The organism is Pantanalinema rosaneae CENA516 (genome assembly GCF_050753385.1).
Classification (GTDB): Bacteria; Cyanobacteriota; Cyanobacteriia; order Leptolyngbyales; family Leptolyngbyaceae; genus Pantanalinema; species Pantanalinema rosaneae.
In genome coordinates, this window is sequence record NZ_JBLZFZ010000013.1 from 71203 (window position 1) to 84877 (window position 13675).

Below are 13675 nucleotides of genomic sequence, written 5' to 3' on the forward strand. Positions count from 1 at the left end.
TATCAAGTTTTCAGTAGTGGATTGAGTTAAAGGAGACAATTATGTTATTTCCATTTCCTCCCTTTCCCCCACCAGCACCACCCCGACCAGCCGCCAGACCTAATCAAGCGGGAAGAGTCAGTTCAGGGATTAAATCGGGACAACTCGTTAAAGCGGTGCTGCGTCCAGCCGAAGGGGCGGGGTCAATGAGACCAGCAACCGCAAATAGCATAGATGCTTTTTTCAACCCGGCACTCCAAATCGCGGCGATGCAAGCCAATCAGGCAGCGCGATCGAATAATTACGGCAGTGAAATTGTCTTTCAGTTTAATCCTGAAAGTTTAAGTTTTAGCCGAAGTATGGAGATTGATACAAATAAGCAAGGACGCGCCAGTGATACAGGAATTAAAAAAATTGCTTTTGCCGGTCCTACGGCATTAACGATTAGCATTAGTAACATCACATTTGATACCTATGAAACTGGTGCCGATGTCTATGAAACCTATATCAAAAAGTTACTTGAAACCGTAAAATTCAGTATTTTTGATACCAGAATCCGAGCCCGACGACCGCCTATCTATTATTTCGTCTGGAAGCATAATTATTTACGGTGTTTTGTCGAAAAACTTGACTTTAAATTGACCATGTTTCTAGCCGATGGCACTCCAGTCCGGGCAACTGCCAACCTCAGCCTGAAAGGAGTTACAGAAACAGGGTTTGGTGCTGTTCAGAAGTAGTGAGTTTCTATGCCACGTTACGTTTCAGCTTATCAACTTGAACTGGGCGGCACTCCGATTCCAGATGATTTGCGGGATGATATTCTGCAAATTTCCGTGGAAGAAAGCCTGCATCTACCCGCGATGTTTACGTTGGTAATTAGCAATCCTTACTTTCCGATTCGGCAACAGGAGGATCGCCCCTGGGAGCATGAGCGGCTGTTCCAGTTTGGCAAACCTGTGCGGATTGCGTTTGGCAACAGTACCACCGATGAAGACAGCCAGGAAAGCTGGAATTATGTCCTGGATGGGGAGATCACCGCGATCGAGGCTCACTTTGATGAACGCTCCCAGTCCCCAATGGTCGTGCGGGGGTATGATGTTTCCCATCGCTTACATCGAGGACGCTTCAATCGATCGTTCCAGAACATGACCGATAGCGATATTGTCCGCAAAATTGCCGGTGAAGTAGGCATTACGGCTGGAGTGATTGATGCCACACCGGGGCCGCATGGCTATAACGATATTGATGGCGTAAGTGGCTACGTGTTTCAGAAAAACCAAACGAATATGGAATTTCTGCGGGAACGTGCTGCCCGTCTGGGTTATGAGTTATTTGTGGAAGATGGCAAATTGCATTTCCGCCGACCCACCAGCCAACAGGCGTTAAAACTGAAATGGTTAGAGGATATTAATAGTTTTCGGGTGCGGCTCACCAGTGCTGAGCAAGTCAGTGCGGTAGAAGTGCGCGGGTGGGACTATAGCCAGAAGCGGGCGATCGTGTCGGTTAAACAAGCAGAACAGGTGTTGACTGATATTCAATATGGCAAAGGTAGTGCCACCAGTCAGGCATTTAGTGGGAAACCGAATAATCCTACGATGGTGGTGGTCGATCAGCCAGTGTTTACGCCGCAGGAAGCCGATACGATCGCGCAAGCGTTGATCAACGAACTGGGCGGTGAGTTTGTCTATGCCGATGCCCGCGCCCCTGGTGAACCGAAAATTCGTCCCGGTCGGATGATTGAGCTAGCAGACATGGGCAAGTATACGGGCAAGTATTATGTCACCGAAACTCGCCACTTGTACGATAACGGCATTTACACCACCGAGTTTTGTGTGCGGGGCTTACGCGGTGGTGATTTACTGACGACGCTGTTTCCCCAGAATCACCTCCATCCAGGTCAAACTCATTTAGTTGGCATTGTCACCGAAAACAAAGATCCCAAAGGCTGGGGACGGGTACGAGTCAAGTTTCCTACCCTCTCGGAACAACATAATAGCTACTGGGCAAGGATGGTACAGCTTGGAGCCGGAGCCGATCGTGGGTTTGACTGCCTGCCGGAAATTGGGGATGAAGTCTTGGTTGCTTTTGAACATGGGGATATTCATCGTCCCTATATTCTGGGTGGGGTGTGGAATGGCCGCGATCCTACACCGGAACCGGTCAGTAGTTCGATCGTAGCCGATGGCACCACAAAAGGAACGGTACGTCTCCGCACCTTTAAGACCCGCGTAGGGCATCAGTTGCAATGGGCAGAGGAAGATCCGACCACCCCTGGCTCGAATGGCACCGCCGCGACGATCGCCCCACTGCCAGGGACGGAACTATTTGGCAATAGTGAGTTTCATTCCTTAAAGGGGGTGCATCTCAAGACCCGAGGAGGACATACGCTGGATTTGTGTGACTCGGATAAAGCCGAGATTACCTGCGTGCGCCTGAAGACGGCTACAAATCACAAGCTGAGTCTAACGGATGCCACAGCGAATCCGGGCATTGCCTTACAAAGCGCGATCGGGCAAAGTGTGAGTTTAATTGATCTGCCGGTTTCCATGCCTGCTTTGCCGCAGGTAAATGTCAGCACTCAGGGGAATGTGGTGATCAATGCGGGAGCAGCGCCCATTCCAGCAACCGGACTACCCGCTGCCCGTCAGGTGTTGTCCTTAGGACCGGCTGCCTCCAGAACTCCGGCATCTCTGAATACCTTTATGACGTTGCTATCGGGCAAGATTGTCAATCCCATCAGTGCTGTGGAAATCTCTGGCGGGTTTATTAACCAGTTTTCGTTGGGTGGCGTGACTCTAACGGCGGGACCTCTAGCCGCTACCAAAGTCTTACCGGAACAGGTTTACCTGTATGGGCCGGGGATTACGATTAGTGCTGAACCGGCTCCCGCCGCGATCGATGTGCCGACTCCCGGTATGTTAAATCTCAATTCCAGCATGACAATCCGGATTAATGCCACAACCGCCGTGACCATTACCGCCCCCACAATTACCTTGAATGGTGTTGTCAATGTGACCGGATCGCTGTTAGTGAATGGTAGACCGCCGGTGCTGGTAGGGGGTGGATAGCCGACTAAAGCGGTTCCTTCGCTGGAGGTACGATCGCCAGCTTGGTTAAACTTGCATCCAGTTGCCGCAGGAGCGCAAAGTCACGTTCAGGCAGGGGATGATTTGCCATGCCAGCCGCGAGTTCTTGGGCGGATAGTTTTTCCAAAAAGTGGAATGCCTGCCGAAATTGACGGGCATCAGCGGCGATCGGGGCATCAAAATGACAGGGAATAATCCGTTGAAAATTCCAACCGGCGACCTGATTTGCCCAGAGCAAGGTTTCTTTCGGTGCTCGATTCAGAATTAACGCTTGCAGAATCGGCGCCACGACTAACCGCCCCCCGCCCCGCAACGCTTCAAACGATTGTTTCCAATCATCCTGCCATTGAAACGGAAACAAACCAAAGTAGGCTTTGCGGGAGCGATCGAGTGCCTGACGGGCATTGCGTAACACCTCTCCCCAACCCAACACCTTTAGCGCCTGGGGACGGAAGTAGAAGGCAAATAAGGCAATCCGTTGCCAGCCCTTGCGACGAGTGATTTCATCATCTTCTACTATATCCACCACATCATCTTTGGCATGGAATAGCAAGGGATAGGGATCGAGTTGGACGATCGCCGGGGGATCTTTCGGTACCGACACGACGGCATCGGTTACTAGCAACGTTCCGGAACGACGATCGAAGAATGCTACCTCTTCAAATGGACCTAATCCTAAACTAATGGGTCCCAACATGGCATAGTCAAACTGCCGACCAAAGGGAGCGCGACTACTATCATCTGGTAAGACCTGGGTGCGATCGATGGGTAGCCCTAACCAACTCAGAGGTAAATTCAACGGAAAACTCCATTGATGTGGGGCGACAAAGATTTGGGCGGTGGGAAACTGGCGGGCAAAGGGACCCACAAAGACTTTATGTTCCAGCCCGGATACCGTGGGCAGAATGATGTACTTTACAGGTCCATGTTCCGCGACTAACTCTTGCATCAAGCGTAAACATTCCGAAGTGGGCGCGATCGGGGCATAAACCAGTAGCCCCCCTTCTTCCAGCTTGATCACGGTCATTCGTACAGGCACAACCACATAAAAAATGCCCTGCACCTGATCAAAGGTCCATACGGTATCTTTCACCACTTCTGTGCGCAGGGTTCGTCGTTGGCGATAGGGATAGATCGGGACTAAATACCAAAACCGCCATAACCAATCGCTGCCGAGACGACTGATCTGTTCCTGAGTTGCCTGCTGATTCATAGTAGTGTGATCTACTCCACGACCCTTGATTGCGACCATCAGAGACTATTTTAAAGCCCCACTGTCGGAAGCAAACCGGGAAAGATCTTAATCCCTTTTGCCAACTCCTACGGAACTATAAGTCGTCTTTGTGAAGTCTGATCCAATTAGATCCTTTCGTAGATTAACTTTCTATGATCTTGCTTGCCCAAAATTCACCTCTTAGCCCCGATTTAACCCATCCTCAAGAATTGCTTCAGTTTGGTCAACAGGTAATGCAACTGAGCCAATGGCTGGTGCTACTCTTGCTTGGGTTTGGTATTGTGTTGGCGGCGATCGCCTTCACCCTGCGCCGCGATCGTCCCCTCTGGTTAGATACCCAACTGCTTCAGTATGACCAATTACTGCGAGGGGTGCGTCATGCCCTATTGATCGTTGTGATCTTAACCACGGGCTTCTTCCTTTGTTCGACCCTGGCGAACCGCTACCATCACTGGGAACAGGCAAAGATTACCCAGGTGGCTGGCAGTGTGGCGGGAGAACGGGTCGAGCAACCCACGCCGCAGGTACGCTACAAAGTCGATGAGCCTTACACTACTATTACTTATATTGACGGCAAACCCACTGAGGTAGAACGACGGCGGCAGGTCGATCGGTTTCTGTCGCCCAGTGCTTCGGAAGCGGAAGTGAAATTAATCCAGGCAACCGATCCAGCGACCGATCGGCTGATTTATCAATCGGAGTTCAGTGCGAATTATCAGGTGACGAACTCGCTGGATGTTAGCCAGGATTTTATCTTTGAAGCACCACCACCTTATGGCTATACCTTGCTTCAGGACTACCGAGTGCAGCAAAATCAGCAACGCCTGGAACCGAGGAACCAGGGAGAATATCAGTTTCCGGTGCGGTTGGCTCCAGGGGAATCGAGCCAATTTCAGGTGACATACAAAACTCAGGGAGCGCCGCGTTGGGTCTATACTGCCAATGGTCGGCTGCTGTCGAAATTTCGGTTAACGGTCTTGGCGGACTTCCCGAATGCGGATTTTGCCAGTGGCATTATTCCTACAGAAATGAAACCCGAAGGGCGGGGAACTCGCTTTACCTGGGTGTTTGCCGATAATGTTTCGGTGCAGAATCCCTTTGGGGTGTTTACGGCGACCCAACGATTTCGGAATACAGGAATATTACCCCGCCTATTGCTGTTAGCGCCGGGGGTTTTGCTTTGGTGGTTATTGTTGCTATATTTAGCCGTTCCCGGTTTACGGCTTCAGGATGTGGCGATCGCTGCCGCCGTTTTCTTCGCCTGTTTACTCTGTTTAACCTATGCCAGCCGCTTGATTGATGCCAGACTTGCCTGGGGCATTATTTTGTGGGTCTTATTCGCCTTTGCCTGGGGATTAGGCTCTCAACGGCAGACACGCTGGAATGCGATCGTGGCAACCTTAGGGGGAGCGGTCTTGCCCGTGATTGCTTTATTAGTCCCCTATACCGGAATTACCTTAGGAGTAGCTGGATTAATCTCTGTGGTTTGGTTAATGTTACGGTATTTCGATCGCCAACCTGTGAGTGCAACCTGAAGCCGCGATCGTCGCGTTCTTAGAGAATGTTTTAAAAGTATCAAAACGATTGCACTAGCCCCCTAAATCCCCCAATTCTGGGGGACTTTGAATCCGGTTCCCCCCAGAATTGGGGGGTTAGGGGGGCAGTTCAGGTAACGATTGTGACTTTTCAAACGCCCTCTTAACTTCATGCTTCTGTTCTTTCGGACAGGAGCATTTTTTGATTCAAAATTTGCTAATCGAAGGAATTTAAATTCCTGTTGGATTGTGATCCGGCTCATTTAAGGCATTAGAAGCTCTCTATACTCTTGAAGGGGGTACTGCCTGTCAAATTCTGGGCTTTGAAGCATCACATTTCGGACCTCAAACATGACTCAGCGGATTTTGGTAGTTGATGACGAAGATCGAATTCGCGAAATCGTTCGCGCCTGTTTAGAAGATTTAGGGGATTGGACAGTAGACACGGCTGCATCTGGTCAGGAAGGAATTTTGAAGGCAACCTCCGAATCCTTTGATGCGATTTTGTTGGATGTATCGATGCCGGATATGGATGGGGTGACATTTTTTTCTCAACTCCAAACTAATCCGGTGACTCAAGCTATTCCAGTAATTTTATTGACGGCAAAAGTATTACCAGCAGATAAGGCGCAATTTGCTGCAATGGGTGTGGCAGGTGTTATTAGTAAACCCTTTGATCCAATTTCCTTATCTACCCAAGTGGAACAGATTTTGCAGGACAGCGTCTAGGGTGGCGATCGCTGAATGCGGGTTGGACGATCGCGTTAATTTAATTCTTTGGACTGGGAGAGAGTAATTTTGCAGATCCGGCAACTTGCCACTCTGCCTCAAGGCACACTAGACTGTGGGTTGCATTCAATCTAGAACTGTGTTGAACCGTTATCCTTCCCTGCTTGCCTTGTTGACCCTGCTGTTGACGACGGCTGGTTGCACCTCACCAGAACTGCCAAATTCTGCATCTTCTCCGTCACCCTCTGTATCGCCCGTAGTAACTCCTGTGCCTAGCCCCAGTGTGGCGCTGCTGGCAGCCGGACAACCCAATTCCACCACCAATGCCCAACTGCAAGCCTATGTGAGTCAATTAGCTACTCAGGGATTTGCGGCAAATGGTCAGGGGGTCTGGATCCAGACGGATCAGGCGCTGTTAGCAAATCATCAAGGCTCTACCCCGTTATCCGCCGCCTCATTGACGAAAGTGGCGACTTCGTTAGCAGCGCTACAGACCCTGACTCCTGACCATCGGTTTGTGACGGAGATTAGTACCACAGGAACGATTCAGAATGGGGTACTCAACGGGGATTTGGTGATTCAAGGGGGGGAAGATCCATTTTTTGTCTGGGAAGAGGCGATCGCGGTAGGAAATGCTCTGAATCGTCTGAACATCCGTCGGGTGACAGGCAATCTGATTGTGGTAGGTAAATTCTACATGAACTTTGAATTTGACCCACTCCAATCGGGAGCGCTATTTAAGCAAGCGATTAATGCCGCCACCTGGACGGGAGAAGTGGCAACCCAGTATCAAACCTTACCTGCCGGAACCCCTAAACCGCAGGTGGCGATCGCGGGGACGGTGCAACGATTAGCCACCCTACCAGCGACTGCCAAACCCCGATTACGTCACTCTTCGCTACCCTTGGCGGAATTGCTGAAAAAAATGAACCGTTACAGCAATAATGCTATGGCAGAAATGATTGCTGACTCAGTGGGCGGGGCGCAGGCGGTGGCACAAAAGGTGGTAGCCGTGACTGGAGTAGCCGCGAATGAAGTGCAATTGGTGAATGGGTCGGGGTTAAGTGTGGATAATCGCCTCTCTCCCCGCACAGTGGCAGCGATGTTTCGGGCGATCGATCGCTATTTGCAACCCTATCAAATGACGATCGCGGATATTTTTACTCAGGTGGGTCAGGATGAGGGGATTTTGGATCAACGACCGTTGCCCAATCGGGCGGTGTTGAAATCGGGTAGTCTGGATGCCGTGAGTGCGTTGGCGGGGGCATTACCGACTGAAAACCAGGGAGTCGTCTGGTTTGTGATTATGAATGGTGGCACTAATCTGGAGGGGTTTCGAGCCAGTCAAGAGGCGCTGTTACAACAGCTTGTGAATCAATGGGGAGCCGCACGATCGTTGCCGACCCGCTTAACTCCCAACCCAGAGCGCGACCGACTGACATCGCAAATTGACGTTGTGCAGTAGTCCTCTGGTTGAATCGGTCTTCTAGCCCGAGGCGAGAACATCACGATCGTTCGATAAAACTTTATGGAAGGTTAAATCCTGGCTTGTCAAGATAGAGACAGGGGGGTTGTCCTTTCATCAAACGATCGACTATGAATGACGAATTTCGCGACCTGATCCGCAAACTAAAGGAACCATTTGCCCCGGAAGACCATGAAGAACGCGACCTGCCGGGGGGCGGTAAGTGGTTCTATGTACGCTGGCAAAAAATCCGCGATCGCTTGGATGAGGTCTGCCCACAATGGCAGGAGGAGTATACGGCTCCTGTGTATCTGGACAAGTATTGCACGATCGGTTGCACGATTACGATCAATGGCGTGTCACGGCAGCGCTGGGGCAATGCCGAAATTGAACTATTGTCTCGCTCCGGTAAGGATATGAGTCGGGGAACGCCGATCGAACGGGCGGTGGCTGATGCGTTTAAATCCGCCGCCGAATCCTTTGGGGTTGCCGCCTATTTGGATGAGCAGTCTGCCGACAAACGCGAATTCACGATCCGGTATTTGCATAGTCGGGGGGATGCCAGAGCCTTCAAAGCTGCCCGAGAGAATGGCTGGGTTCCCGGTAATCTGCCGTCCACAGAACAGAAGCGGGAAATGGCAGCCCAGGAACGCCGATCGCCTGCCGTCGCCAAGATTAGCGAAAACCAGCAGAAACGGTTATGGGCGATCGCGAAGAATGATGGGGGTTACTCGAACAATGGCGTGAAAGCCTTACTGGAAACCTATGGGTTGACCAGTACCGCCGATATTTCCACCACGCAGTACAACGAGATTTGCCAGAAACTCGCCGATCGTGACCTGGCGGCTACCTATAACCGGGAACCTGCCATGAGTTAAGTCAGACTCAGGATGACAGCCACTGCCGCACATCCGTGACCTGTCCTGTGATGGCGGCGGCGACTACCATAGCTGGACTCATTAACAGGGTGCGACCCGATGCCGACCCCTGCCGCCCTTTAAAGTTGCGGTTAGAGGACGATGCACTGAGTTGCCGCCCTTCTAACTTGTCGGGGTTCATCGCCAGGCACATGGAGCAACCCGGTTCCCGCCATTCAAATCCGGCTTGCTGAAAGATCTTGTCTAAGCCTTCCGCTTCTGCCTGTTGTTTCACCTGCTCGGAACCTGGCACAATAAAGGCTTTCACGCCAGCCGCTACCTGCCGCCCCTGAGCTAATTTAGCGGCCTCCCGCAGGTCACTGAGTCTGCCATTCGTGCAACTGCCGACGAAACAAACATCAACCTTCGTACCTTGCAAGGGTTTGCCGGGTTGCAGATCCATGTAGCGGTAGGCTTCCTCCGCGATCGCCCGTTCCTCGGCTGGCATTTGATCGGGGGTGGGAACCGTTTCATCTACGGCAATGCCCTGTCCCGGCGTAATCCCCCAGGTAACGGTAGGGGCAATCTCGACGGCATCAAAGCTGACGATATCATCATATTCCGCATCGGGAGCGCTGGCGATACTTTGCCACCAAGCCACCGCTTTGTCCCAATCGCCGCCCTGCGGGGCAAACTCCCGTCCCTTCAGGTAATCGAAGGTGACTTGATCGGGGTTCACGTACCCACATCGCGCCCCACCCTCGATCGCCATATTGCAAACGGTCATGCGTTCTTCCATGCTCATTTGCTCAAAGGTGGTGCCAGCGAACTCGTAAGCATACCCCACGCCTCCTTTCACCCCTAATTTACGGATGATATGCAGAATCACATCTTTGGCATAGACTCCTGGCTGCAAGTTGCCATTCACTTCTACCCGCCGCACTTTCAGTTTGGATAATGCGAGAGTTTGCGACGCTAACACATCCCGCACTTGACTGGTGCCAATGCCAAAGGCGATCGCGCCAAAAGCACCGTGGGTAGACGTATGGCTGTCGCCACAGGCGATCGTCATGCCGGGTTGGGTTAAGCCTTGTTCGGGCGCAATCACATGCACAATCCCTTGTTTGCCAGACCCAACGTTGTAGAAGCGAATCCCATGTTCCTTGACGTTGCGTTCCAATGCCTGCATCATTTCTTCTGCCAGGTCGTCGGCAAACGGACGTGCCAGATTATCGGTGGGAATGATGTGATCAACGGTGGCAACGGTGCGTTCTGGAAACAGTACCTTTAAGCCGCGATCGCTGAGCATGGCAAAAGCCTGAGGACTGGTGACTTCGTGAATCAGGTGCAGCCCAATCAATAGTTGGGTTTGTCCAGATGGCAACATGCCGACGGTGTGTGCATCCCAAACTTTGTCAAACAATGTCCCCTTACTCATGACCGTCCGTAATTTTGATTAGTGTTCTATATGGTAGGCTTCCCATTCTATCAGCTAATTTAAGGGGACAGGGGGGAATCGTCCGGGAAAAGTTTGATTGCTTGCTGCCTAAATTGGCGGGTGATTGATTGTTTGCCGCGTATAGGTTTTGGGGGGAGTAATTTGCCAAGATTATAGATAGTCAGTGGGTGACAATGAATAGGAGGTGGCTGATGCGGTTCTGAGATTAGAGACGGTAGACTGCCAGATTTCCGTTAGTTGATCTGAACCAACAGGGCAATTCTGAATGTCATGAAGCACTCATTTAATCCTCAGCAGTTGTTTCGCACCCTGGTTTTACCACGACTACGCCAGATTCGCCCTACCTATTTGTTGGTGACGCTCTGGGGACTATCCGCTGCGATCGCCACGGGGTTCGATCTCCCTTTGGTACGGGAATCAGAGCAACAAGCTCAGAACTGGTTTTTCCGATTGCGGGGAACCGTCCGTCCACCGGAGCAAATTGTGATTGTCGCGATCGATGGTCAGTCGCTATTAGCGGCAAACAATTATCAAACCGATCCCGACAAACGTGAGATCACGCAACTGCTGCAAACCTGGCCCTGGCAACGTGCCGCCTATGCCAGAGTGATTGAGCGATTAATGGCAGCCGGAGCTAAAACAGTCGCTTTAGACTTAATCATCGCTGAGCCGAGTCAGTACGGAGTTGCCGATGATCAACAGTTACAACAGGCGATCGCTCGTTTCCCGGACAACCTTGTTTTAGCTGCCACCTACGAAGCATCAAGCCAGTTACTCCCCGGTGCAATGATGCAATTGGTGGAGCCAATCCCGAGTGTGCGGACTCCAACCGTAGCTTTGGGATTAGTGAATTATTTGTCTGAGGCTGATGGGCAAATCTCTCGACTGAGTCCGGCGTTTCGCGAAGCTGTGTTGCAACCGCTAAATTTACCGGAATTACCGACATTTGCTGAAGCGACATTAGGTGCAAGCCAAATCACTTATCCCTCCCCTCACGGTGACAAAATTTTCTTCTATGGCAAAGCGGGAACGATCAAACAGATTCCCTTTTGGCAAGTATTAGCCCCGGATTGGTGGCAGATCTATCAACAGGAACAAACCTTTAAAGACAAAATTGTCCTCATTGGCACAACCGATAGCACAATTTCCTCTGATGTATTTCCCACCGTGTTTGGCATGATGCCAGGAGTGGAAATTCATGCGAACGAAATCGCGACGTTACTGGAAGGACGATCGTTAATCGAGCCTTTAGCCAATTCCTGGGTCAGAGGTTTATTTGTCTTTGTTGTCGTCGTTAGCACCGGCTGGGTCATTGGGATTTTTGCTACCCGCTTATTCCGTGAACTTGCCTGGGGTATTGGCATTTTACTGGTATCGGGTCTACTCGCTTACTTACTGTTTACTTATAGCTATATTATTTTGCCTACGGCGGTTCCATTGATTGCGATCGCGCTGAGTACCTTTTCTTACTTTGCTGCCAGAGCTTTAGCCGAGCGGATTGAACGGATTCGGCTACGGAGTACAATGGAACGCTATATTGCGGCTCCTGTGGTACAGGAAATTCTTAAATATCCTGGTACATTGCAAGTTGGACGCAAATTGAAAGCGGCTGTGTTATTTTCTGATATTCGGGGATTTACTACACTCTCCTATCAATTACCGCCAGAACAGTTGATTGAACAATTGAATATTTATTTCAGTGCGATGGTACAGGTGATTATCGATTCCGGTGGCACAGTCGATAAATTTATTGGGGATGCTATTATGGCAGAATTTGGGTTTCCCCTGTCTCAGGGTGAAGTAGATGATGCTTTAAACGCCATTCGAGCCGCGTTAGGGATGCGGGCAGCGTTAGCCGATTTGCGATCGCGGTTTATGGCTGAAGGGCGAGTGCCATTTTTTAGCGGAATTGGGATCAGCTATGGAGAAGTCATTGCTGGAGATATTGGCGCTTTGCGACGACGGGAATATGGAGTCATTGGTGACACGGTGAATGTCGCTAGCCGGGTGGAAGGGATGACGAAACAATTTTGGACAGATATTTTAATTACTGAATCGCTTTACACCTTAGTCGCAGACAACGTTGATGTCATTTGTGTCGGTGAACATAAACTGCGAGGGCGAGATACTTCTGTGCCACTCTATAGTCTGGTAGGTTGGAAAGGCGAAGATCAAACGTTATATCATCAGACCATGGAGGATCTACGAGCCTACCTGGGACAACCTCCAACCGGCTAGCGATCGGGGGCAATTCCGGGGGTAATTCTGCCACTAAACGAACTGGGTTGATTCGGGGCGATGCGGGGTTCTTTACCGTTGACACCAAAGACTTCCAATCGCAGAAACTGACCGTTAGATAACTGAATTGTCCCCGTTGCCGCATTGCCACTTAAGCCAAAGGTACTGTTCGACACGGCGGCTCCATTCACACTGAGAATTTCACCTTGATCAATATCAAGTTGAAAAACTCTGACGGTTCCAGCGCCCGTCGGGGTAAATATCGCTTGATTGGTTCCAGTCCGGGTAAAAATTCCATCTTCCGCCAGACCATTCGGAATCAAGGCTCCGGTGGAGGGCAGGCGCTCCTCAAACACAAAATCTCGCCCCGTCAACGCATCCTGTAAAAATGTTTGGCTAAATCCAGAGTCATCTGCCGTGGTGGTTAATGCAGTCAGACCGGGTAAAGGTTCCCGAAAGCCGCGAAACAAGGGCCCTTTCAAAATGGCATTAAACTCGGCTGGGCTGAGTGGCTCAACCTTCCCCAGTTGACCCTCCACGGTTGCCGTGATTTTTTGACGCTGCTGAACTTGGACAGACTGAGCGGTTGTCCCTTCTGCTCCAGCAACATCAACAACTCCTTCCAGCACAATCACCTGCGCTACGCCAGCGTCGTTTAACTCTAAAATATAGACCGTTGCCCGACTGGCGGCTGTAATACTGCCCACACAGCCCCGAGTTCCTTTGCCTGCTAACATCACGCTACCCTGGTTGACCAACCGCACACATTGACTATTGACGATTAAGGTCGAGTTGGGGGCTAACCGAATTCCCGCCGGAATATTAAATTTGAGGGCAGCCGTTGCCTGACCTGTGCGAACTTGCTCGCCCTGACGGGCAACTGCCCCTTTTCGCACCGATCGATTTTGGATGTAAACCCATGAGGTATTCTGAGGCAAAATTTCGGTGACGGTTGCCTGGGTAATTTGTTGGGCGATCGTCCGGGTTGATGACATCCCGATCGCTACAACCAATCCCAACATCATCAAACCTAGGCATAGACCTCGGTAAAGGCGGCGATGCAACCATAGCTGATTCCAATGCGTCAACATGT

At 51.0% G+C, this 13675-nt stretch carries 10 protein-coding genes; 7 read left to right on the top strand and 3 right to left on the bottom strand.

Annotation, left to right across the window (positions count from 1 at the left end; genetic code table 11):
• Positions 1 to 41 precede the first annotated feature (41 nt).
• Both ACN4EK_RS10025 and ACN4EK_RS10030 read left to right on the top strand, forming a co-directional pair.
• A complete protein-coding gene (locus tag ACN4EK_RS10025; protein ID WP_431657711.1) occupies positions 42 to 716 on the top strand; it encodes a CIS tube protein in 675 nt (224 codons plus the stop codon).
• Positions 717 to 725: 9 nt separating this feature from the next.
• Positions 726 to 3047, top strand: coding sequence for a VgrG-related protein (locus ACN4EK_RS10030; protein ID WP_431657712.1), 2322 nt, complete (start codon positions 726 to 728; stop codon positions 3045 to 3047).
• A gap of 4 nt (positions 3048 to 3051) precedes the next feature.
• On the opposite strand, the gene ACN4EK_RS10035 is transcribed toward ACN4EK_RS10030, so the two are convergent.
• The gene (locus ACN4EK_RS10035; protein WP_431657713.1) at positions 3052 to 4278 is read right to left on the bottom strand and encodes a DUF4336 domain-containing protein; all 1227 of its coding nucleotides are present in this window, start codon (positions 4276 to 4278) and stop codon (positions 3052 to 3054) included.
• 173 nt (positions 4279 to 4451) lie between these two features.
• Between ACN4EK_RS10035 and ACN4EK_RS10040 the strand changes: the two genes are divergently transcribed.
• The 4 genes from ACN4EK_RS10040 to ACN4EK_RS10055 all read left to right on the top strand — a co-directional run bounded on the left by ACN4EK_RS10040 (position 4452) and on the right by ACN4EK_RS10055 (position 8906).
• Positions 4452 to 5834, top strand: coding sequence for a hypothetical protein (locus tag ACN4EK_RS10040; RefSeq protein WP_431657715.1), 1383 nt, complete (start codon positions 4452 to 4454; stop codon positions 5832 to 5834).
• A 351-nt stretch (positions 5835 to 6185) separates the two neighbouring features.
• Positions 6186 to 6563 (top strand): response regulator, encoded by a 378-nt coding sequence (locus ACN4EK_RS10045; protein ID WP_431657716.1) that lies wholly within the window; start codon positions 6186 to 6188, stop codon positions 6561 to 6563.
• Positions 6564 to 6702: 139 nt separating this feature from the next.
• Positions 6703 to 8028 (top strand): D-alanyl-D-alanine carboxypeptidase, encoded by a 1326-nt coding sequence (locus ACN4EK_RS10050; RefSeq protein ID WP_431657717.1) that lies wholly within the window; start codon positions 6703 to 6705, stop codon positions 8026 to 8028.
• A 131-nt stretch (positions 8029 to 8159) separates the two neighbouring features.
• A complete protein-coding gene (locus ACN4EK_RS10055; RefSeq protein WP_431657718.1) occupies positions 8160 to 8906 on the top strand; it encodes a Rad52/Rad22 family DNA repair protein in 747 nt (248 codons plus the stop codon).
• 7 nt (positions 8907 to 8913) lie between these two features.
• Here ACN4EK_RS10055 and leuC read toward each other — a convergent pair whose 3' ends face one another.
• Complete coding sequence (gene leuC / locus ACN4EK_RS10060) at positions 8914 to 10323, bottom strand: 3-isopropylmalate dehydratase large subunit (RefSeq protein ID WP_431657719.1); 1410 nt, start codon at positions 10321 to 10323, stop codon at positions 8914 to 8916.
• Between the two features lie 291 nt (positions 10324 to 10614).
• Between leuC and ACN4EK_RS10065 the strand changes: the two genes are divergently transcribed.
• A complete protein-coding gene (locus ACN4EK_RS10065) occupies positions 10615 to 12582 on the top strand; it encodes a CHASE2 domain-containing protein (RefSeq protein ID WP_431657720.1) in 1968 nt (655 codons plus the stop codon).
• Here the strand turns inward: ACN4EK_RS10065 and ACN4EK_RS10070 are convergent.
• On the bottom strand, positions 12579 to 13673 hold the full coding sequence (locus ACN4EK_RS10070; RefSeq protein ID WP_431657721.1) for a FecR family protein: 1095 nt from the start codon (positions 13671 to 13673) through the stop codon (positions 12579 to 12581). The two genes, ACN4EK_RS10065 and ACN4EK_RS10070, sit on opposite strands and share 4 nt — an antisense overlap.
• Positions 13674 to 13675: the final 2 nt, after the last annotated feature.

Coding starts and splice junctions, on each gene's coding strand:
- ACN4EK_RS10025 (WP_431657711.1), top strand. CDS start 42: ATGTTATTTCCATTTCCTCCCTTTCCCCCACCAGCACCACCCCGACCA.
- ACN4EK_RS10030 (WP_431657712.1), top strand. CDS start 726: ATGCCACGTTACGTTTCAGCTTATCAACTTGAACTGGGCGGCACTCCG.
- ACN4EK_RS10035 (WP_431657713.1), bottom strand. CDS start 4,278: ATGAATCAGCAGGCAACTCAGGAACAGATCAGTCGTCTCGGCAGCGAT.
- ACN4EK_RS10040 (WP_431657715.1), top strand. CDS start 4,452: ATGATCTTGCTTGCCCAAAATTCACCTCTTAGCCCCGATTTAACCCAT.
- ACN4EK_RS10045 (WP_431657716.1), top strand. CDS start 6,186: ATGACTCAGCGGATTTTGGTAGTTGATGACGAAGATCGAATTCGCGAA.
- ACN4EK_RS10055 (WP_431657718.1), top strand. CDS start 8,160: ATGAATGACGAATTTCGCGACCTGATCCGCAAACTAAAGGAACCATTT.
- leuC (WP_431657719.1), bottom strand. CDS start 10,323: ATGAGTAAGGGGACATTGTTTGACAAAGTTTGGGATGCACACACCGTC.
- ACN4EK_RS10065 (WP_431657720.1), top strand. CDS start 10,615: ATGAAGCACTCATTTAATCCTCAGCAGTTGTTTCGCACCCTGGTTTTA.
- ACN4EK_RS10070 (WP_431657721.1), bottom strand. CDS start 13,673: ATGTTGACGCATTGGAATCAGCTATGGTTGCATCGCCGCCTTTACCGA.